Source organism: Sphingorhabdus sp., assembly GCF_050921905.1.
Classification (GTDB): Bacteria; Pseudomonadota; Alphaproteobacteria; order Sphingomonadales; family Sphingomonadaceae; genus Sphingorhabdus_B.
The window spans coordinates 1,610,987-1,632,376 of record NZ_CP050888.1; the positions used below are offsets into that span (position 1 = coordinate 1,610,987).

Annotated in this window: 21 protein-coding genes, 1 tRNA gene and 1 pseudogene; 13 read left to right on the plus strand and 10 right to left on the minus strand. The window is 56.1% G+C overall.

The window, feature by feature from the left end:
- The first annotated feature begins 1 nt into the window (after position 1).
- A tRNA-Leu gene (locus HEQ18_RS07785) sits at positions 2-88 on the plus strand.
- Positions 89-1,139: 1,051 nt separating this feature from the next.
- Entirely contained in the window at positions 1,140-1,961 is an 822-nt protein-coding gene (locus HEQ18_RS07790; protein ID WP_432814158.1) for an IS5 family transposase, read from the plus strand.
- A 165-nt stretch (positions 1,962-2,126) separates the two neighbouring features.
- On the opposite strand, the gene HEQ18_RS07795 is transcribed toward HEQ18_RS07790, so the two are convergent.
- From HEQ18_RS07795 to HEQ18_RS07810, 4 genes are read right to left on the minus strand one after another with little or no spacing between them, the layout of a single operon-like run.
- On the minus strand, positions 2,127-3,377 hold the full coding sequence (locus tag HEQ18_RS07795) for an ABC transporter permease (RefSeq protein WP_432814269.1): 1,251 nt from the start codon (positions 3,375-3,377) through the stop codon (positions 2,127-2,129).
- Positions 3,374-4,819: a DUF3526 domain-containing protein gene (locus HEQ18_RS07800; RefSeq protein ID WP_432814270.1), complete on the minus strand. Its 1,446-nt coding sequence runs from the start codon at positions 4,817-4,819 to the stop codon at positions 3,374-3,376. Before HEQ18_RS07800 ends, HEQ18_RS07795 begins: the two co-directional genes overlap by 4 nt.
- Entirely contained in the window at positions 4,816-5,526 is a 711-nt protein-coding gene (locus tag HEQ18_RS07805; RefSeq protein ID WP_432814271.1) for an ABC transporter ATP-binding protein, read from the minus strand. The genes HEQ18_RS07800 and HEQ18_RS07805 overlap by 4 nt, the downstream gene beginning before the upstream one ends.
- Positions 5,526-7,652 (minus strand): TonB-dependent siderophore receptor, encoded by a 2,127-nt coding sequence (locus HEQ18_RS07810; protein ID WP_432814272.1) that lies wholly within the window; start codon positions 7,650-7,652, stop codon positions 5,526-5,528. Before HEQ18_RS07810 ends, HEQ18_RS07805 begins: the two co-directional genes overlap by 1 nt.
- A gap of 149 nt (positions 7,653-7,801) precedes the next feature.
- On the opposite strand from HEQ18_RS07810, the gene HEQ18_RS07815 reads away from it, so the two are divergent.
- From HEQ18_RS07815 to HEQ18_RS07825, 3 genes and pseudogenes are all read left to right on the plus strand, one after another.
- Positions 7,802-9,037, plus strand: coding sequence for a pyridoxal phosphate-dependent decarboxylase family protein (locus tag HEQ18_RS07815; protein WP_432814273.1), 1,236 nt, complete (start codon positions 7,802-7,804; stop codon positions 9,035-9,037).
- Between the two features lie 151 nt (positions 9,038-9,188).
- Positions 9,189-9,242, plus strand: a pseudogene (locus HEQ18_RS07820) (hypothetical protein); the annotation flags it as partial.
- Between the two features lie 8 nt (positions 9,243-9,250).
- Entirely contained in the window at positions 9,251-10,078 is an 828-nt protein-coding gene (locus HEQ18_RS07825) for a hypothetical protein (RefSeq protein WP_432816028.1), read from the plus strand.
- Positions 10,079-10,290: 212 nt separating this feature from the next.
- Here HEQ18_RS07825 and HEQ18_RS07830 read toward each other — a convergent pair whose 3' ends face one another.
- Positions 10,291-10,884, minus strand: a complete 594-nt coding sequence (locus tag HEQ18_RS07830) for a TlpA family protein disulfide reductase (RefSeq protein WP_432814274.1) — start codon at positions 10,882-10,884, stop codon at positions 10,291-10,293.
- 16 nt (positions 10,885-10,900) lie between these two features.
- Here HEQ18_RS07830 and argH point away from each other — a divergent pair, with 16 nt between their 5' ends.
- The 8 genes from argH to HEQ18_RS07870 are packed head-to-tail and all read left to right on the plus strand — an operon-like array spanning position 10,901 to position 16,513.
- Positions 10,901-12,271 (plus strand): argininosuccinate lyase, encoded by a 1,371-nt coding sequence (gene argH, locus HEQ18_RS07835; protein ID WP_432815974.1) that lies wholly within the window; start codon positions 10,901-10,903, stop codon positions 12,269-12,271.
- The gene (locus HEQ18_RS07840) at positions 12,268-12,573 is read left to right on the plus strand and encodes a hypothetical protein (protein ID WP_432814275.1); all 306 of its coding nucleotides are present in this window, start codon (positions 12,268-12,270) and stop codon (positions 12,571-12,573) included. The genes argH and HEQ18_RS07840 overlap by 4 nt, the downstream gene beginning before the upstream one ends.
- Positions 12,574-12,582: 9 nt before the next feature.
- Positions 12,583-13,845 carry a diaminopimelate decarboxylase gene (gene lysA, locus HEQ18_RS07845; protein WP_397605515.1) on the plus strand — a complete coding sequence of 421 codons (1,263 nt, stop codon included), beginning with the start codon at positions 12,583-12,585 and terminating at the stop codon, positions 13,843-13,845.
- A gap of 9 nt (positions 13,846-13,854) precedes the next feature.
- A complete protein-coding gene (locus HEQ18_RS07850) occupies positions 13,855-14,634 on the plus strand; it encodes an NAD(P)-dependent oxidoreductase (RefSeq protein ID WP_432814276.1) in 780 nt (259 codons plus the stop codon).
- Between the two features lie 14 nt (positions 14,635-14,648).
- Complete coding sequence (gene proC / locus HEQ18_RS07855) at positions 14,649-15,479, plus strand: pyrroline-5-carboxylate reductase (RefSeq protein ID WP_432814277.1); 831 nt, start codon at positions 14,649-14,651, stop codon at positions 15,477-15,479.
- Positions 15,476-15,634, plus strand: coding sequence for a hypothetical protein (locus tag HEQ18_RS07860; RefSeq protein ID WP_397605512.1), 159 nt, complete (start codon positions 15,476-15,478; stop codon positions 15,632-15,634). Before proC ends, HEQ18_RS07860 begins: the two co-directional genes overlap by 4 nt.
- A gap of 1 nt (position 15,635) precedes the next feature.
- The gene (locus tag HEQ18_RS07865) at positions 15,636-16,109 is read left to right on the plus strand and encodes a PaaI family thioesterase (RefSeq protein ID WP_397605511.1); all 474 of its coding nucleotides are present in this window, start codon (positions 15,636-15,638) and stop codon (positions 16,107-16,109) included.
- Complete coding sequence (locus HEQ18_RS07870) at positions 16,106-16,513, plus strand: PaaI family thioesterase (protein ID WP_397605510.1); 408 nt, start codon at positions 16,106-16,108, stop codon at positions 16,511-16,513. Before HEQ18_RS07865 ends, HEQ18_RS07870 begins: the two co-directional genes overlap by 4 nt.
- Here HEQ18_RS07870 and HEQ18_RS07875 read toward each other — a convergent pair.
- From HEQ18_RS07875 to HEQ18_RS07895, 5 genes are all read right to left on the minus strand, one after another.
- Complete coding sequence (locus HEQ18_RS07875) at positions 16,510-17,022, minus strand: YbjN domain-containing protein (RefSeq protein ID WP_432814278.1); 513 nt, start codon at positions 17,020-17,022, stop codon at positions 16,510-16,512. The two genes, HEQ18_RS07870 and HEQ18_RS07875, sit on opposite strands and share 4 nt — an antisense overlap.
- 112 nt (positions 17,023-17,134) lie before the next feature.
- Positions 17,135-17,437, minus strand: a complete 303-nt coding sequence (locus tag HEQ18_RS07880; protein WP_432814279.1) for an accessory factor UbiK family protein — start codon at positions 17,435-17,437, stop codon at positions 17,135-17,137.
- A 37-nt stretch (positions 17,438-17,474) separates the two neighbouring features.
- Positions 17,475-18,026, minus strand: coding sequence for a TspO/MBR family protein (locus tag HEQ18_RS07885; protein ID WP_432814280.1), 552 nt, complete (start codon positions 18,024-18,026; stop codon positions 17,475-17,477).
- Between the two features lie 149 nt (positions 18,027-18,175).
- On the minus strand, positions 18,176-18,475 hold the full coding sequence (locus HEQ18_RS07890) for a hypothetical protein (RefSeq protein WP_296198498.1): 300 nt from the start codon (positions 18,473-18,475) through the stop codon (positions 18,176-18,178).
- An 11-nt stretch (positions 18,476-18,486) separates the two neighbouring features.
- Complete coding sequence (locus tag HEQ18_RS07895) at positions 18,487-21,366, minus strand: M16 family metallopeptidase (RefSeq protein WP_432814281.1); 2,880 nt, start codon at positions 21,364-21,366, stop codon at positions 18,487-18,489.
- Between the last annotated feature and the right edge of the window lie 24 nt (positions 21,367-21,390).

Genomic DNA, 21,390 nt, shown 5'->3' on the forward strand with positions numbered 1-21,390 from the left:
TGCGGCCATGGCGGAATTGGTAGACGCGCAACGTTGAGGTCGTTGTGGGCGAAAGCCCGTGGAAGTTCGAGTCTTCTTGGCCGCACCATTTTTTACTCCATCGATCTAGCGCAAAGCTCGTGCCTCCAAGCGTTGATGACCGCATGTCCCGTTTCGCGCAATGCCGGGTAAAACCACAGGCGGACGACGTGCAGCATTATTTCGGGGATAACGCTCCTGCGACCGGAATTGATGCAGCACCCGTCGTCCCAGCGCAGGCTGGGGCCTATCGCGCCTGTCGATCTCGCCAGACACACGTGATGGCACCAGCCCGCGCTGGGGCGACGGTGGTTTTTGCTGAATGGGTTGGTTTAGGGGATTGATGCATTTGTCATTGGAATCGCGCAATTCATATTTTACAAATATTTACAATGTTTACATTTGAACTCGGACTGCCGTAAGCTTAACGACGGAGTCGTAACATCACGCAAAAGGCCGAAAAGGTTCTTAACCAATGAAAGTGTCAGAGCTCTTGGCGGCCTTCATAGTAGGCGGATTTTTTTATTTTATTCTATCGGTTTTAACATGTGCATTGCATGTGCGGTTTGACCCATACAGCCAATTTTCGCGCATGTTTAGAAGGCGTCCGTTTCTAGCAGCATTGTATCCTTTCGTTATTTTACTTTTCTGCGTCAAACGTGCGATTGTATTTATTCACGCGGGCGGTCACGGGGCGTACATTAAACTTTTCGAATTTATCAGCGGTCGCAAGATCTATCAAAAAGCCGGAGGGTATTCTAATTACAGCAACACAAGAAGGGCGACTGTGGACAGGTCGGCGAATCACCTCGAAGCTGAGGCAGGCACATCCCTCATTGGGGATAGTGGTATCTTGTCAGAGAAAGTCTAACTTGAAAGACATACGAAGGGGACTGACAGGACGTTAGTTTTCCGACGCCTTAGGTTGGGGACCACTTAAAGACCTTAAGATTATCCCAAGGTTTTTCAAGTCCATGTCGCAGATACGCCGGCGCGAAGTTGACCCCAGAATAAGCTGAGTGTCTGACCCGAAATTAAGTTGAGTAGTGTCAGCGAGTTAGCTTGACGCTTTTCCACATCATTGATTCAGCGGTTTTGCAACAACCCGAAGGATTTCAACGATGTGGACCGACACCACTCGCGCGCATCATGCACGCAACGGATTGGCTTTGCCAAGTGATTTAACTGATGAGGAGTGGGCGGTTCTGGAACCGTTTTTTCCGCTGCCGTCCTTTGTCGGCCGTCCGCGCAAATGGCCGATGCGGCGGATAGTAGAAGCGATGCTGTATCTGCTACGCGGTGGCCTGCCATGGCGGATGCTGCCGCCGGGCTTTCCACCTTCCTCGACGGTGCAGCGTTGGTTTTACGCTTGGCGCGATGATGGCACATGGCAACGGATCAACCATTATCTGATCCAGGATGCCCGGGTGGCGCAGGGTAGCGAGGCTTCACCCAGCGCCGGAGTGATTGACAGCCAGTCTGTCAAAACGACGGAAAGCGGCGGCATACGCGGCTATGACGCGGGCAAGAAAGTGAAGGGGCGCAAGCGCCATATCATCACCGATACGAACGGCTTTCTGGTACACGCCATTATTCACAGCGCCGATATACAGGACCGCGACGGCGCGCCGATCGTGCTCTCCGACATCCGTTATAGCTTCCCTTGGCTGCGCCATGTCTTTGCCGATGGCGGCTATGCCGGTGACAAGCTCAAAACCGCGCTGACCAAGATCGGCGACTGGACCATCGAAATCATAAAGCGTTCTGACCGGGCAAATGGCTTTATTGTTCTACCGCGCCGCTGGGTCGTCGAGCGAACGTTCGCATGGCTAAACCGCAACCGGCGCCTTGCCAAAGACTTCGAGCGCAGCATCGCTTCCGCAACGGCATGGCTGTTCATGGCCTCCGTCCAGTTCCTCGCTAGACGAATCGCAAAACTATGATATTAAACATGATAATTATGAGTCAGACTCTGAAATAGGCGGGAGCCGGAACAAAAATATTTGTAAAATAATTTGAGTCTTCTTGACCACCATTTTTAGCCAACCGACGTAAGGCAAAACATGGAACCCGGGCGGGGCTATTGGGGATCGTGACCGCCCCATAACTCAATCCCATTTCGGCGTCTTGGCAAAATCAGCTTCGCGAAAGGGCGTTTCGTTGAACAGATAAGGGTAATAAAAGCGCCGCAGCCGTTCATGATAGATGCGAATGCGATCCTGGTAGGCAAGGCCTGCGCGCATATCCGTTTTTGCCACGCGATGGAGAAGCGTCTGGACGCCCACGGCAGGCAGGAGGGCGCCGGTACGAACGGTCAAGCTATCGCGCCTTTCCAAGCCGGCACGATAGGCCTTTGCTTGGTCGCCAGCGGCAAGGTCGCCCAAATGCTGGAAAGCATAATACCATTTCCAGTGGAAGCCGCCTTCGACCGGTTTGGTGTCTTTCCATTCGGGATGGACCTTGAAAAAGGTCTGCATTGTTTCCGCCTTGGGCCGATCCCAACCGCCATGGATTTTCTCACGCTGCGCAAGCGTGAGCTCTACACCCTGACGCACCGGCACTGCCATGTTGATAGCGAGATGCGCCATAGCAGGAAGGATTAACGTGAGCACCAGCCAGCTTGCCGCCAATGTCGCGGCATTGGTAACCGAGCTCCAGCCCCGACTACCGATCCACAGGCAGAGCAGGGTCCAGAAGACAAGATACGCCGCGGAGACCAAAAAGAATATTGCGATGCCGCCAATATGCGCACCCGAAATTATGGCACCAACGGCAAAGGGTAGCACCAGCATCAGCCACAACGCACCCAGCCGCAGGACAATGCGCCGTCGCCATAAACCGCGCTCGCTTCGCGCCATGGCAGCGAGCAGATTGAAACGGCCAGCCTCTCGCTCGCCAGACTTGAGATCATGGAGCAATATGATCACGAGCAAAGGCGCAATATATGTCAACACAAACGCCCAGTCGAAACGGCCCGGCAGCGCCAGCTCCGCATTGTAATTTTCGCTTTCATAGAGTTGCGCCTCTAGTCCCAGCGCCCGGACGCGCAGGATATAAGGGGCAACATCGCGTTGGCCGATGGCGGCAAAGGCGAGTGCGGATGGCGCGTCCCATGTCGCATGGAAAGTGTAATAAGCGGCATTTCCGGCATCCCCTTCCTTGGACACCCATTTGGCAATGGCCGCGACGTCGGCTGCCTGTTGCGGCTGGATACGCGCGATAATGTCCCGCTGACGTGACATCTCGGTCATGCCCGCCCAGACACTAAAGATGGATAGAATTGCCATTAACAAAAGTGCGGGCAGCGCGAGACGTTGCCGCAGGAAAAGCCGAGCTTCGAGCGTCCATAAAGAACTCATGCCGTTGCCTCCAGCCGCCTAACCGTAAAGTGCACGCCCATGAGTAAGGCGACAAGCCACGTCAGGAGCATTGCGAGACCTGGCAAGGCGGCCTTCACTTTTTCCGGTGTCGAGGCACCGCGATAATTGAAGTCGGGCACGTCTTGCCAATTCTTCGGATCGATCCGCACACGGCGCGCAGCCTCCGGATCCTTGTTGCGATTGCTGTCGTCGGCATAAGCAATGGATTTCGCCTGCAATTCGTTAAGCTGCTGCACAATATCGAAGCGATAGGCCTCCGATTGCGAGAGGAAGCGTCGATGTCCCTCAAGATCGGTCCCCGCAATCGCCATCGAGGCGCGGCGCAGCGCGATGGCTGGGCTGAATAGACCTACCAAATCGGTTTGCTGGCTTTGCGCTTTTTGCGCTTTGAACTGACGCGTTGCATATTCATCGAACAGTTTGGATGTCAGTTTTTCGCCTTCTAAAGCCAGCAGTCCACGATAGTTGACGGGCAGGTCTTCAACCTTGTCCACGCCATATTGTTGAAGCGTGCGTGCCTTGAAAGCGCTGAAAAAGGGATCGTCCGGATTATGGCTATCGCCCATCGCCCGTAAATCTCTTTGGATTGCAATATCGGTTTCCAATCGCGTTAGCGCTGGATTGGCGGCGAGCGCCAAGTCCGGCGCAATGCGCGGCAGCAGGATCACGGCAAAGGCCCATATCCCGATCAGCGCCATAAGAGCGGTGCGCGCCTGCGCGGCAAGCGCCGACGCTAATGTTATCAATAACACCCAGATCGCAAGGTAGAGCGCATAGCCGCCAAGCATTAAGAGGCCGGGAACGCGCGCTGCACCCTCGACCGTAATCAGCCAGCCCAATGCGAGCGCAGCCGGTGCGAGCATCAGCGCGGCTATCGTCGCCAGCCCCCATGCCTTTCCCAACAAAAGGCTGCGTGCAGATACGCCGTGCGCAAACATCTGCCGGATCGTGCCCCGCTCACGTTCGCGCGCGACAGCGCCAAAGCCGATAAAGATAAGCATCAATGGCGCTAGCACTTGTAAGACGAATGCCGGGGTGAGTTGGCCGAAACGGACGAGTAGCGAGCTTTGTCGCACATCGCCAAAGTTGGCGCTGTTTTGCCTATGGCCCTCAAGGTAGATCGTATTGCCCGTAAACGCGTCAACGCCCGGATCGAACGCGGCCAATACAGGCAGCGGTCGGAATACGAAATGGCCATAATGCACCATACGGTGCGGGTGGCGCGCAGGGGCACCATCAAACGCCGCATCGGCCTGTTGCTGAAAACGGGCGCGAATGGCGTCGCTGTTATCTCGGCTACTGATCGACGTCAGCGCCGCCAGAATCGACAACGCAATCAACATCAAAAGCCCAAGCATAGCGACGCGATTGCGTCGCAGCAGCCGCCATTCATCGCGTGCAATCAGCCGTATCGCATTCATGCGGCGACGGCCTCTCCATAACGGCGGTGGAGCGCCATGACATCAAAGCCTTGCGCGCGGCTTACTTCTTCCACAATATGCCCGGCATCAAGGAAACCTATCCGATCGGCGCAATCCGCCGCCCCCAGCAGATCGTGCGTCACCATCAGGATCGCGGTGCCGCGCGCCTTTAATGTCGAAAGCAGCGCATTGAAATCCGCCGTCGCCTTGGGATCGAGGCCGGACGTCGGCTCGTCGAGCAACAGCACAGGCACCTGCCGCACCACCGCCAGCGCAATGGCCACCTTTTGCCGCATCCCCTTTGAAAAACCCGATAGGTTCCGGCTGCGCGCTTCACTTTGCAGGCCTGCGGCATCAAACGCAGCCTCAATGTCCGTGTTGCTGCGGGCTTCACCCGCCAGCGCCAAGAAATAATCGACATTCTCCCGCGCGGTCAGATGCTCGTAGAGCGCGACATTTTCGGGCAGATAGGCGATTTTGTGGCGCGTGGCTTCTGGATCATTTGCCGGATCAGTTCCGGCGACAACAACCTTGCCTGCGCTTGGTTTCAAAAAACCCAGCAAGGTCGACAGCGTCGTCGATTTGCCCGCACCATTGCCACCCAGTAACGCATAGATTTCGCCTGCTGCGACCGTCAGCGAAAGATCGTGGAGTACGAGCTTCCCACCGCGCGCAACGCGCAAATCAGATATTTCAATCACGGCCATCAGAAACTGACCCGTGCACCTACCGTGAACGCGCGCGGGCTGCCTGGCGCGACCCACAGACGGGCAAAGCTATTCGTAAAATAGGTTTCGTTGAACAGGTTTTTGACGTCACCGAAGACTTCCAACCCCTCTATCAGTTCGGCCTTAGCAAAGGCGCGAACCAGCGTGTAGCTGGGCAGGAAGAAGTTGGTGGCTGTCTCCCCCAGTCGTTCGCTGACATGCTGTATGCCAGCACCAAAGGTCAGGCCGCGATCATCGCCGATGGTAAAGCGCTTTGAGAGCTGCGCATTGAGGCTGTGCTTGGGAATATTGATCAACGGATCGCCCGAACGGATTTGTAAGCTGAAATTGGGATCGAGTACGTCGGCCTTCGCTTCGGCATCGACATAAGCGTAGGAGAAGAGCAGATCGACATCGCCGGGCAACCTGCCCGCAAGATCAAATTCAAGGCCTGTGCTGCCCGCCTTGCCGACGGGAATCGAGAAGCCGGGATTGGCAACATCGGCTGCGAGGACATTGCGCTTTTTCAGATTGAACAATGAAATTGTGCCGCTCAAGCTGTTGTCGAACAGCCCGAATTTGGCTCCGGCTTCAAAAGATTTGCTAAACTCCGGATCGAACACATCGCCATTGGCGCGCGCGCCAAGGTTGGAGCGGAAGCCTTCGCCATAAGCCGCATAAAATGACACTGCTTCGCTCGCCTTAACAACCAGCCCGAATTGCGGACTGACCCGGCTGAACGAGCGGTTCTGACTGACGCTTGTCGCCCGGTTAAGCGAACGAACATCATAGTCGTCATAGCGCAGGCCGATCCGAACCTGGAGCGCGTCAGACAGGCTGATCTGATCCTGCAGATAAAAGCCATAGGCCTTTTGCTGATCGAGCCGGTTGGTCAACGGCCCCGTCACGGGAAGGGGGAAGCGTCCATAGACGGGGTTTAATATGTTGATCGCATATTGCGCGGCTTCGGTTGACGTGGCGGTTACTGACGCGGGACGGAAACGCTGGAAAAGCTGGCCATTGTCGAATTCGTCATAATCGACACCAACCAGCAAGCGGTTCCGCAATCCGCCAAGCTCGAAATCACCCGACAGCTCGCCGCGCACAACGAAATGTTCGCCTTCATAGTCGCGGAAGCGGCGCTGTCGCGACAACACATTGGGTGTCGCGGGGCGGCCAAGAAACTGCCTGCCACTGGCAAGCTCGGCTTCGCTGGAAAAGCCTTCCAAATCGGTTTCACGATAGCTTGTGCCGATCAACACACTCCAATCATCCGAAAACGCGTGCTGCAATTGCAACTGATGACCGGTTACTTTCGCCTCAAGCGGTCCGTCGCCTGGCTCTCCAAGAAAATTGCGGCGCGGCATGGCGTTCAGATTGCCACCAGGCGCAACGATGCCGCGATCAAAGTCAGCCTCGCTGTGCGTCCACTCAAGCTCATAGCTGAGTACCGTGTCTTCTGCGAGCTTCAAGGCGACGGAGGGCAGAAAGCCATAACGCTTGCTGTCAACCGTTGTTCGGAAACTGTCTGATTTTTCGAAGAATCCGATCAGGCGCACGGCGATGCTCTCACCAACGGGCAAGTTGGCATCCGCATCAAAACGGACCCGGTCGAAACTGCCGAACAGGCCTGACGCGTTGACCTTCAGGGCATCAAATTCAGCCTGTTTGGTAATGATATTGACCGTACCACCCGGCTCTCCGCGCCCATAAAGCGCCGCTGCGGGTCCCTTCAGCACTTCAATCCGTTCGACACCAGCCACATCACGCGACCCGCCAAAGCCGCGACCGCCATTGAAGCCATTGACCAGATAGCCGCTAGGAAGATTGTCATCGCCAGCAAAACCGCGCACTGCATAACTATCCCACAGGCCGCCAAAATTATTCTGTCGGGAAACGGAGGCGTTCAGGTCAAGAGCATCTGTCAGGCGTAAGATGTTATTGTCTTCCAAGGTTTCGGAACTGATCACGCTAACCGCTTGTGGGACTTCTTTCGCTTCAAACGCGCCCTGATAGGCTTGGCGGATGCCTGTAACCGTAATTTCGGCATCCGCACTCTCTTCAGCAAAGGCCGGAACGGTTACAAGACATGAGGCACCAGCAAGCAAAATCGAAATAGAGCGCAAGACATTTTCTCCCTGAATATTCAATACATAGGAATCAGGTGATATAATATCATTACATTGTCAACCCTTCACCACCGCCTTTTGCGTCGGAATTCAAACGGACGAGCATTTTATCGTGCTTAAATGTCAACAGATGCTATGGCCGACACATGCAGTCCAAGCCTAACCTCAACACCCCCGATAAATCATTTGTCGCTGAAAATGATGCTCTTTTGGAAGCGGTCCGACACCTTATCGAACAGGTGCCAAGCGATCCCGCTTTGGCCTTTGACACCCTGCCTACATATCTGCCCGATACTGGCGCAGGCGAGCGGGAATTGTTGCCCGATCTCGCCGCGTTGGTGCTTGGCGGTGCTCATCGGCTTGATAACGAATTGTCCTTCGCGCACATGGACCCGCCAACACCGTGGCTGACGTGGGCGATGACGCTTTGGAACGCACGACTAAATCAGAATCTCTTACATCCCGCAACCGCGCCAATGGCACGTAAAATCGAAGAACGCACCATTGCGTGGCTCGCCCCATTTTTCGGGATGGACGGCGGTCACATGGTGCCAGGGTCAACGGTCGCAAACCTGACTGCGCTTTGGGCCGCACGCGAACTTCGAGGGGTTGACGAGGTCGTTGCCCCAGACACGGCGCATGTTTCGGTCGAGAAGTCGGCACGACTGCTTGGGTTACGTTTTCGGCCGCTGCCAACGGACGGTCAAGGCCGCCTCCTGCCTGACGCGGTTGCGGGATTAGATCGCGCCTGCCTCGTCCTCGTTGCAGGTGCAACATCGACCGGCGTTATCGATCCGTTACATTTGTCAGGCTCCGCAGCATGGACGCATGTTGACGCCGCATGGGCAGGGCCACTGCGCTTGAGTAAAAAATATGCCGGGACACTCGATGGAATCGAACTAGCGGACTCGGTGGCAGTTTCTGCGCACAAGTGGTTCTTTCAACCTAAAGAATCTGCCTTAGTTTTTTTTCGCGATGCGGCGATGGCGCATTCGGCGCTGTCCTTCGGCGGACCTTATCTCGCTGCGCCCAACATTGGTTTGTTGGGATCACATGGTGCGACAGCCGTGCCGCTTTTCGCGACATTATTGGCCTGGGGTCGCGATGGACTCGCGTCGCGGCTTGACACTTGCATGGCGGCAGCAGAAAAATTTGCCGCCTTTGTCGAAGAAGACCCGCGACTAGAATTGCTTGGCCATCCTGAAACCGGCGTCGTTGTCTGGCGTCCACGTAACAAGACAGTTGACCAACTTTCGGCCGCATTGCCTGTCGGACTTGCTTCAAAAACGACAGTTGCAGGAACCCAGTGGCTGAGATGTGTGGCCGCTAATCCATCTGCCAATGTCGATGCCATCATTGACGCCATTCAGACAGTAATTTGATCAAAACAAGGTCTGCTGCCGCCCGTTACCGCGCTGCGTCACGTGGTGCGGAATGCCGGGAAGAATTGTGCGCGCGAGCCGGGCCATGGACATAGGCTTAGGGCCGAGATAAAGAGCAGGCAATAATTTAGTGCACTGTCACCGGAATTCAATGGGCTTGCCAGAATCGGAAGGGTCAATCACGGTGAAGATCAACCGGGGGGCTTTTCCAGCATGGTTTTTGATCGCAGCAATGGAATCTATCGGAGCATCTTCGCTGCGCTTGTCGGATGGCTGATATTAGTAGGGGCTGGGAATGCCCCAAAAGCAGAGGCTAAGGCAGAACAAGCTACAGAACAAACCGAAATAGCCGATACCTTGAAGGGCATTAGATCTGCCCTGCAAGATGCGAATAGACCCGACAGCACCAGCAAGCCATGCACCAACGAGATGGAGAATCGAAATTCCGATCTTTGCGCTCAATGGAAGGCTGCGGACGCGGCCCGTGACGCAGCTAATTGGGCATGGTGGCAACTGGTCATTAGCGCCGCTGGCTTGTTGGGGCTGATAGTGTCGCTGTTTTTTACCCGCCGTGCCTTGGTCGCTGCCGATAACACTAACAAGGCGTTTATTCGTGCGGAAGCTGGCATCCTCGTGCCAAGCATTGAGTTTTTCGGCGGTGGACTGTGGGCCGATAGTTTCAAAATCAAGATGCACAATGTTGGTCGCACGCCCGTTACAATTGTCCATTATCAGCTTCACTTGGACAATGATAACATCGGCCATCAAATGGAAATTCCGCTCCATGCCGATGAGCATCAGCTTGAAATTATGATTGACGCCGGAAAGCCGTTCATATTGCCCTACAACGACATGTCCCAATGCCCCGAGGTTATCAGGATGGTCGGAGGCGCTATATACAGCGACATGTTCGGTCGAATTTCTACATGCCCGATCGCGTATTTGGTAAACAGATGCACGAGAACATTTACCTATGACCGTGAAGTCAATTTCTCCCGCTGGGATAAACTGGCAAAAAAACAAAACAAAAAGAACAATTAATTTAATCACAGCGCCCGCCTAGCGGCGGCAGCTTTAACCCTTCCTGTAACTCCTACATAATGCCGCTAAATTATTCGTAATTCCCAAAATGTCATATAATATCATTATATTGTCAACTCTTCACCACCCCCTTTTGCGTCGGCCCACCAAATCCATAGGGATTCGTAAATCCAAAACGTTCCGAATCCACCGCGTCTTTACGCAACCTCGCTTCACTCTGCGGCGCGCAGCAGCTTTGCCATTTCGGTGTCATCCCATTCGACGCCGCCCGCAATCCGCCAAACCTCCTTGCCTGCGCTGTCATATAATATGGTCGTGGGCAGGGCGATGGCGTTGTTGAATGCGGCCAAAATCGCGTTGTCGGCGTCGGTATAGGGCACCAGATTCTGAACCTTAGTCTCCTTAAAAAAGGCCAAGACGGGCGCGCGGCCTTCAAGGTCTTGGGATACCGCAATGACCGCCATCCGGTCCTTTTCCAGCTTTGCCAGCGCGTCCAGCGTCGGCATTTCGGCCTTACACGGCGCGCACCACGTCGCCCAAATGTTGAGCAACAACGGCTTGCCTTCAAAATCTGCCAAAGCCACATCCTGTCCGTCGGCGTCCGCAAAGGGCGCGGTTGGTGCCTTTTGGCCCGCGAATCTGTAACTAAGCGTCGCGCGGGTGCCATTTGCGCTTTCCAATATGATCTCGGCCTTGCCTGCGGCATCCGAGTTTGCAGCTAATGCGGGTTGCGCTTGCCCCTGGCCTGGGGTTTCTTTATCGCACCCGGTTAACACCAGAAGGATTAGGGCAATTACAAAGCGCATGTCGGATTCCAATAGCATGTGGGGCGGCCGGTTCGGCGAAGGCCCCGGCGCGATCATGCGCGAGATAAATGCCTCCATCCCATTCGACAAGCGTCTTTGGCAAGAGGATATTGCGGGCAGCAAAGCGCATGCCGATAACTTGGCCGCAAGCGGCATCATTTCGGAGGCGGATAATGCTGCGATCCAAAAGGGGCTCGACGCCGTCCACGCCGAATATCAAGCCAATGGCGTGCCCGTTGATCTGACGCTTGAAGATATTCACATGGTCACCGAAACGCGCCTGCGGGAAATTATCGGCGAACCTGCCGCGCGCCTGCACACCGCCCGGTCCCGCAATGATCAGGTCGCGACCGATTTCCGTCTGTGGGTGCGCAACGCCACACAGGAAATCGACGATGGCCTGCGCGCGTTTCAATTGGCGCTTGTCGCCCGCGCCGACGAACATGTGGGCAGCATCATGCCCGGCTTCACCCATTTGCAAGTGGCGCAGCCGGTGACGCTGGGTCATCATTTGATGGCTTATTATGAAATGGCAAAACGCGACCGCAGCCGCTTTACCGATTGCCGCCGCCGCCTGAATCTCTCGCCCTTGGGGGCGGCCGCTTTGGCGGGCACATCCTTCCCGATTGATCGCACCGCCACCGCCGCTGCGCTTGGCTTTGACGGTCCAATGGGCAACAGTCTGGACGCCGTATCCGACCGCGATTTCGCGTTGGAGTTTCTGACGGCGGCGGCACAAACCGCCTTGCATCTGTCGCGTTTGGCCGAAGAAATGATTTTATGGGCATCACAACCCTTTGGCTTCATCGCCTTGCCCGATGCCTGGTCAACGGGCAGCTCGATCATGCCGCAAAAGCGCAACCCCGACGCGGCTGAGCTGGTGCGTGGCCATTCGGGGCGGATCATCGGGTGCATGAACAGCCTGATGATCACTATGAAGGGCCTGCCCCTGGCCTATTCCAAAGATATGCAGGACGACAAACCCCCGGTGTTTGAGGCCTATGACCTGCTCGCTTTGTCGATTGCCGCGATGACGGGCATGGTTGCCAATGTGACGTTCAACGCAGGTCGCATGCGGGAGGTCGCAGATACCGGATTTTCCACCGCAACCGATTTGGCCGACTGGCTAGTGCGCGCATTTGCCATGCCCTTTCGTGAGGCGCACCATGTCACGGGCAGCATCGTCAAAAACTGCGAGGCACGCGGCATTGGCCTGTCGGAGATTAGCGCTGATGATTTGGCAGCGATCAACCCCATGCTCGCAGGCTGCACTTTGCCCGACCTGTCGATTGATGGCTCCGTCGCCAGTCGCACCAGCGCTGGCGGCACCGCGCCCGTGCGTGTACAAGAAGCCATCGCTGCGGCAAAAAAGGAACTTGAGGCATGAAATTGCAACGCGTCCTGTTGGTAATCGGCGTCGCATTGGCCGCGACCGCATGCGGTAAGGTTGGCGACCTTGAACCGCGTTCGGGCAATGCCCTTCCGCCGCAGGCTTATGGTCAGACGACCGAGCAAAGCGCACGGAAATTAACGATGCCATCGGTGCAGGCGCGTACCGCGCGTACCGATGAATTGCTGAAACGTTCTGAAAGGCGGGAGGATGACCCCTTTGACGTCGCACCGGGGGAGGAGCCCAAGCCCTTAAACCCTGAAAAACAAACGCCACCTGCCAAAACCAATCCCGAATAAGTACCCATCATGAACCATTTTGATCTTATCGATGGCGTCTTGCACGCCGAAAACGTGTCGCTAGCCGATATTGCGGATGCCGTTGGCACGCCTGTCTATGTCTATTCACGGGCCACATTCGAACGCCATGCAGTGGTGTTTCGTGCGGCTTTGTCGGGACTTGATAACCCGCATTTGGCCTTTGCGGTAAAATCGAACCCGAATCTTGCTGTGTTGAAAGTTCTGGCGCGGCAGGGCTATGGTGCCGATGTCGTTTCGGGCGGCGAAATGGACCGTGCGCTGGCCGCCGGCATGGCAGCCGAAGATATTGTCTTTTCCGGCGTTGGTAAAACCGCCGAAGAAATGACCCGCGCATTGAAGATAGGCGTTGGCCAGTTCAACATTGAATCGGAAGAAGAAGGTCAGGAGCTGGCGGCGCTGGCCGCTGCGCTTGGCCTGACCGCGCAGGCCGTTTTGCGCATTAATCCCGATGTGGACGCGGGCACCCATGGCAAGATTTCAACGGGCAAGGCGGACAATAAATTTGGCGTCGGCATTGACCGTGCGCCGGGCATTTACGCACGGCTAAGCATCTTGCCGCACCTGCACATGCGCGGTGTCGCGCTGCACATTGGCAGTCAGTTAACGAGCCTTGAGCCGCTTGAAACAGCCTTTCAAAAGGTAGGCGTGCTGCTGCAGGAATTGCGTGCGGCGGGCCATGTGGTCACGCATGTGGACTTGGGCGGCGGCCTTGGCGTGCGCTACCGTGACGGCGACAATCCGCCAGACCCCGCCGAATATGGCGCGATGGTCGCGCGCGTGACCAAGGATTGGGGCGTGCGGTTGATGTTCGAACCCGGCCGCGTTATCGCTGGCAATGCAGGCGTCTTGCTGACGCGCGTCATCCGCGTGAAGCCCGGTGCGGGCAATGCGCCGTTCGTTATCGTCGATGCCGCAATGAACGATCTGGCGCGCCCCGCGCTTTATGATGCCTGGCATGATTTTGAAGCGGTTGTGCCCAATGGGCACAAGATGCTGGCCAATATCGTCGGCCCGGTATGCGAAACCGGCGACACCTTCGCCATGGGTCGTGAGATTGACCCTGTTATGGCCAATGACCTTGCCATTTTCCGCACCGCTGGCGCTTATGGTGCGACGATGGCGAGCACATATAACAGCCGTGGACGGGTGCCCGAAGTTCTCGTCGATGGCGACAAGTTCGCGGTCGTGGCGGAACGGATTTCGCCTGAGGCGATCTTGGCGGCGGAGCATGTGCCCGACTGGCTGAAATAGGAAATCGCGTTGGATCAGTTGCCGATATTTGTGAACCTGAAAGGCAGGAATGTCATTTTGGTCGGTGAAGGCGAAATGGCCGATGCCAAAAGACGCCTGATACAACGCGCTGGCGGCATGTGTGTGGATGCGAGTCATAAGGACGCCCGGATTGCTTTTGTGGCGATCGCGGACGAAGACGACGCACGCGCCGCCGCCGATGATTTGAAAGCGCGCGGTTTGCTCGTCAATGTCGTGGATAGGCCTGAAATGTGCGATTTCACCACGCCAGCGATTGTGGACAGGTCGCCCGTTTTGGTGGCGGTCGGCACCGGTGGGGCGTCGGCGGGCATGGCAAAGGCCATTCGCCAACGCATGGAAACCTTATTGCCCGAAACCTTGGGCCCGCTGGCCGATGCGATTTCGGCTGCGCGCGCAGCCCTACGCGAACGCTGGCCCGAGGGACCACAGCGCCGACGCGCGCTGGATCAGGGCTTTGCCGCAGGTGGCCTGCTGGACCCGTTTGGCAACCACGCGCCCGACACCGTCGAAGTTTGGTTGAAAGCCGCCGAAGAGCCAAAGGGTGACCGCATAATCGAAATCGCGTTGCTGTCGGATAATCCCGATGACCTGACCTTGCTAACCGCGCGGTTATTGGGTGAGGCGGACCATGTTTTCCATGACGCCCATGTGCCAGCGGCGATCCTAAACCGTGCGCGCGCCGATGCGTTACGCCATGCAGGCCCGCCGCCCTTACCCGCGCCAGAGGGCTTGTCACTGTTCCTACGGTTGCCGTCCACGCATGGATAGGGCATGAGGTGGGCTTGAACAATATCAAGGTCGCCATGTCTGCTTTTCCATCGAAAATCTGTTTCTACGGCTGCGGCAATATGGGCAGCGCAATGCTGCGCGGATGGGTGGCTGCTGGCGTGTCGCCTGACACTTTCCATGTTGTTGACCCTGTCGCCGAAAACCTGCCTGCGGGCGTTGCGGTATCGCGCGCGTCACAAGAGGTTGCGCGGCCATTTGATGTGCTCGTGTTGGGTATCAAGCCGCAGCTTTTGTCATCGCTCGCACCCGACATTGCGTCATTGCTTGCGCCCGGAGCATGGGTGATTTCGATACTCGCTGGCACCACAACGCAAACCCTGTCGGAGGCATTTCCTTCCGCGCGGATTATCCGGCTGATGCCCAATCTGGCAGCCGCTATCGGCAAATCACCCCTTGGCGTGTTTGCGCCAAATGAAACGGAATTGGTCAAAACGGACATCGCAGCTTGGCTAACGCCTTTGGGGGCAGTCATTTGGATCGACGACGAAGCCCATATGGATGCGGTAACGGCGCTGGCGGGGTCGGGCCCAGCCTTTATCTACCGCGTCATTGATGCACTGACCAAAGGCGGGGAAGCATCAGGATTGCCGCACGCGGTGGCCGCGCAATTGGCCATAAAGATGACCGAAGGGGCGGCGATTTTGGCCGCGACGTCCCCCGAAACGCCGAAGGCACTCGCCGCGCGCGTCACCAGCCCGGGCGGCACAACTGCCGCTGGCCTTGCGGTGCTGGACGCCGATAATGCATTAGACAGATTGATGACGCAGACGCTGCGCGCTGCGCGCGACCGGGGGACAGAGCTGGCAAAGGGAGACGCCAAGTGAAAGGGAAATTCTTATTGGCCTTATCTTGCGCCTTAGCGCAGCCGTCCGCCGCATCGGTAGCAACCCCGCCATCGACCATGGCGGGCTTTGCCTATGCGCAGCTTTCAAAGGCGCAGGTCGCGGCTATATTCCCTGCAACGATCGCGCGTAAATAAGATGGCATTTGGCAAACCTGATCTGGGCAGCATCACGCCAAAGGGCGCTGCCTTCGACCCCGCCTTGGTTAACAAGGTGATGGGTAAATTCGGCCATGGCGGATTTCTCAACATGGAATATGTTGGCCATGGCGACGACTGGGTTGAACTTGCGATTGATTGGCGCGACGACCTTGTTGCTGATCCCGACACCGGCATACTGGCTTCTGCCGTGATCATCAGCCTTATGGATAACGCCACCAGCATGTCGATCTGGACCAAGCTTGGTGAATTCCGTCCGCAAGTGACGATGGACCTGCGGATCGACTATTTGCGCCCCTCGCCCTCGGGTGAACGCGTTTATGGTCGGGGGATTTGCTACCATTTGACCAACAGCATCGGTTTTGTGCGTGGCTTTGCGCATAATGGAAACCCGGACGAACCCTTGGCGCATGCTAGCGGCACGTTCATCCGCATTGGCGACCGCATATCATGATCGATAAGTCAGTCCTTCCGCCCTATGCCCGCGCGCTCGATATGGACATTGTCGACGAAATCCACGGCGTGCCGGTAATCGGCATGCCCTTTGCCGACCGCGTTCAGGGCCGGCCGGGCTTCCTGCATGGCGGGGCGATTTCGGGCTTGCTCGAGATTGCAGCTATCGCCGCCATTCATCAGGCGCTTAGGGCCAAAGGCAGCGATTCCAATATCAAACAGGTCAATGTCACTGTCGATTTCATGCGTGGCGGCCTAAACCAAATGACCTATGCAGTCGGCGAAGTGACGCGCCTTGGCCGGACGATGGCCAATGTTGAGGCGCGGGCATGGCAGGAAGACCGGGATAAGCCCATCGCCATGGGCTATATGCATTATCTGATTAAGCCAAAGCGTGCGGGTTAAGCCTCTCCATGCGTTTCGATAAGCGCGCTGGCAATGGCCTCTTCAGGCGTTTTGTCGCCCCAGATGATGAACTGGAACACCGGATAGAAACGCTCACATTCGTCAATCGCGACGTCAATGATGGTTTGCGCCTGGTCAACACCCAACAAGCCGTTTGATGCCATCAGGCTGCCATGGCGGAACAGCAATATACCATTGGCCGACCACATGTCGAAATGGCCAAGCCATAATTGTTCATTGATGAGGCCAAGCGCCGTGTAGACACTCGCCCGCTTGTCCGTAGGCACAGTGATATCCGGCAATATGATCAGTTGAAGCGCATTATCTTCCTCACGCCAGATCGCGCGAAGCTGATAGCTGGCCCAACTGCCCTTATATTCAGCGGTGATTTCGTCTTCACCATCCAGTTCAAATGACCAGCCGCGCGCCTCAAACAAAGCCGCGAGCATGTCTACGGGCGCGGATTCATCGCGCTCGAATTGCTCATATTGTTTGTCTGCGTCGTGCATGATGATTGCGCCTGTCGTGTTGTTCGAGTCTGCCCCCTGACGGACTCGCACGCAAGGGGCTTGCGGCGACGCGCAACATTAGGCTGTGGGCCAACTGTGGAAAAGTTCAATATTAACCTTTTGCCGGCTTGGTCGCTGGCTTCGTCTTGGCGGCTGCTGCGCCGCCTTTTGTCTGTAAGGCCGCTTCCAAGGCGGCAACGCGCTTACCAAGCGCATCGGCTTCAGCGCGGGCATTGGCCGCGAGGGTTTTGACGGCGTCAAATTCTTCGCGTGACACAAGGTCAAGGCCGCCAGCCCACTCGCGCGCGCGTTCGCGCATGCTCGCCTCGGCCTCACGACCCATGCCCGCGACGGTTCCGGCAACGCCGTTCAAAACCTTAGCCAAATCGTCAAAAATGCGCTTTTCGCTTTGCATGTCATTCACTCCATTGCGGTCAGGGAATGGACCGAATTCACCCTATTTGGGAAGTCGCGACCGGAACGTAAAGGCTTTCCGCGTCGGGATTAAGCTTGTCGATCTGAAAATTCAGGATGGCAGCGAAACTTATCCACACCAAATACGGCACCATCAGCCATGCCGCAGCCTTGCGAACCCGCGCAAATACAAAGGTAGTGGCAATCGCAACGCCAAGCATGACGAGGATGATGAAAAATGCGGCTGACACCTGATGATAATGGAAAAAAGCGGGCGACCATGTCAAATTTATCAGGAACTGCGTCACAAACAGGGCAACTGCCGGTCTCTGGTAACGCGACTCACGCGCGTGGAGCACCATGGCAAATGCGAGTCCCATCAGGAAAAATAGGGTTGGCCATACCACACTAAACACCCAGCCTGGTGGCTGTGCCGCTGGCTGAATCAAGGACTGATACCAAGCGTTTTTCGCAGTAGAGCCTGAAACCACGCCAGATAGCGAACCCAGTAGCATAATGACGGGAATCACAAACAATGCCAAACGCACCAAGGACATGCGCGACTGCGACGAAGGTGCAAACTGGTTCATGACGAGGCTCCGATCTTGATCATCGCGATTCGGAGGAAACGCGTTCAACCTCAACATAAGCATTGACGCCCAATAGAACAAGGCCGCCTACCCGGTTGGATAGACGGCCTGGAATGTGCGTGTCAGCGCACAACGCGCGCTGCGGCCTTTTACTTGCGTGTGCCGGTCAAGCCCATCGAACCAAAGGCACCAGCCTTCACCTCGCCGGTCATGGCATCGCCCGACACGGTTGCTGTGGCGTTCAAATGCATTGGCATAGGCACAGTGATGTCCATGCCCCAACTCAACGTATCGCCATCGACAGTGCCATTGGCAATGTCCATGGAACCCAGCCCACCCGACATCTGGCCCGAAAAGCTGCCGCCGTCGCTGTTGACGGTCAACACGGCTTTTTGGTCACCCATCGGGCTTTTGATTGTTACGTCCCAGTCGCCATCAACTGCTGCCATATCCTTGCTCCTTATTTAGCATTGTTGCTTGCACTGGTGTTAGCAGCTTCGGTCACCATTTCAATTGGCAATCCCAGTGCCTCCAACTGCGGTTTCACCTTCGCCGCGTCGCCGACAATCAACCAAGTGATCTTGGATGGATCCACCTTGACCCGCATTGCGTCATTCAATGCCTTGGCCGTCATCGCAGTATATTTACCCGCCAGTGTTTCGGCATAATCAAATGGACGTTTGTTCAAACGATCCGCCTGCATCTGGGCCAATACGGCAGACGATTGTTCATAACGGCCGGGCAGTTCAAGAACATTGCCCTTGATCGTTTTATCAAGTTCGTCCGGCGTAACCGGCTTTGCACCGTTAAAGTCCTTCAACTGGTCGAGCAACACTTTGACCGATGGTCCGGTCTGGTTGGTCTGCACTGGCGCGAACATGAAGAATGGTACGCGATCTTCGGCACCATTGATTTGGCTGCGCACGCCATAGGACCAGCCCTTGGTTTCCCGCAGGTCCATGTTGATACGCGACAGGAAATCACCGCCGAAAATCTGGTTCGCCGCGCGCAGGGTCAGCAAATCGTCCGATCCCTTTGCATCCAGAACAAGGCCAGCGAGCACCAAGGATTGCGGCGAATTTGGACGATCAATCAGCAAAATTTTTGATGCAGGCGCTGGCATCGCAACCGCGAAATTCTTCGCTGGCGCAGGTGCGGCTGCGGGATTCCACTTGCCGAAACGCTGTTCAAGCATGGGCTTGATTTCTTTCAGGCTGGTATCACCCACAACAAAAATTTCCGCCTTCGATGGATGCATCCAGGATTGATGGAAATTGGCAACATCATCACGGCTGATTGTCGCCACGGTTTCTGCATATCCGCTGCCCGTTTGTGGTCCACCATAAGGATGCGCCTTGCCATAAAGCAATGGCGGCAGGCGGCGCACGGCAACACCCTGTGGCTGGTTATTTTCCGACTTGATCAGGGTTAGTTGCTGAACACGAACGCGCTCCAGTTCATTGGTCGCAAAGGCCGGATTTTTGATAACATCCGCAAGCAGATCGAGCGAAAGGCCAAGATTTGGCTTGACCGCGCGCAGGCTGGCTACCGTCCGGTCGAGTGAAGACCCAACATTGACGTCAGCGCCCAATTTCTCTTCGGTTTCGGCAATTTGTGTCGAGGTCAGCGACGTTGTGCCTTCCATCAGCATCGTCGACATCATCGACGTTATGCCGCGCTTGTCGGCTGGGTCCGCTGCGTAACCAGCATTGAAGCTGACCGCGACACGGACCGTTGGTACCGCGGCGCGGCGCGCAAAGAACACCTTGATGCCATTGCTTAAGGTTGCTTCTTCAACCGTCGGGAAATCGAGCGCAGGCGTGCCTGTCGGTTCCGGGAATTTGCTGCGATCCTGAAAAGCAACTGGCGCCGGCACGGATACATCGTCGGCCCCTGGAGGCGCATAAAATGCAGGCGCAGTTAACGTGCCTGTCCGGCTACCTGATCCAGCGGCTACGTCTTGATACGCCTCGCGCTCACCGGGTTCGACGCGAATTTCAAGCACCGGGCGCGTCAGCCATTTCTGCATCGCGGCCTTCACCGCTTCTGGCTTTGCCGATGCTAGCCGCGCCAATTCCTTTTTGTAGAAGGACGAATCCCCCACAAATAACTCGCCTTCGGCCAAAGCGACGGCCTTGCCGCCAAAGCCACCAACTTGTTCAAGGCCGTCGATTTGCTGGGCAATGTTGCTTGCGGCAACGCGCTGCACTTCTTCGGCGGTCGGGCCGGTTTTGATGTAATCGGCCAAGATTTCATCCAGACGCTTCGCCACCGCATCGGCATCACCGCCGGGCTTTACGTCCGCTTGAATGTTGACCAAGCTGCCATGCACGAAGGGGATGAGGTAAGCAGATACGGCCACCGCGCTTTGTTCCTGACGCACCAAAATATTGTCCAGACGCGAGCTCGACAGGCCACCAAGCGCGTTCATCGCGATGAACAATGCATTTGCATCGGGGTCGGCAAGGCCCGGCACCACCCAGTTGCGATAAATACGCGTGGTCGGCACCTTGTCCTTCATGACGATTTTGACGTCTTTTTCGAGCGTTGGTATTGGCGCATTAACGGGTGCCACTTCCTTGCCGCGCTTGATGCTGCCGAACCATTTTTCCACCAATGGCTTCGCCTGCGCCGCATTGATGTCACCTGCCAGAACCAGAATGGCATTATTTGGACCATAATGGTCGGTAAACCATGTCTTCATATCATCCAGCGAAGCCGCCGACAGGTCTTCAAGGCTGCCGATCGTGCTATGATGATATGGGTGGCCAACGGGGAACAATGTCCCTGACTGCTTATATTCAACCAAGCCGAATGGCTGATTGTCGCCCTGACGCTTTTCATTCGACACAACGCCAATCTGGTTATCCAGCTTTTCCTTCGTCACAGCATTGAGCAAAAAGCCCATACGGTCGCTTTCGAGGAACAATGCGGATTCCAACGCCGTAGTTGGCACGGTTTGAAAATAATTGGTGCGGTCCAACCATGTGGTGCCATTCAGGTCGGTCGCGCCGATTTTCTTGGTATATTCAAAATAATCGCCCGGCGCATTTTCGCTGCCGTTGAACATGATATGTTCGAACAAATGGGCATAGCCCGTTTTGCCCTTTGGCTCGTTCTTGGACCCGACGCCATACCAGATGGACACGGCAACAATAGGGGCCTTGCGGTCTTCATGCACCAAAACGGTCAGACCATTGTCGAGGGTGAATTTTTCATGCGGAATATTTACCGCCTCGACCAATTTCGAAACGGGCGCTGCTGATTGCGCAAAGGCGGGTGCCTGCGCCGCGATCACCGAGCCCGACATCATAAGGGCGAGCGTTAGTTTACGTATCATATTCTGCTCCTATAGCTAAGAATC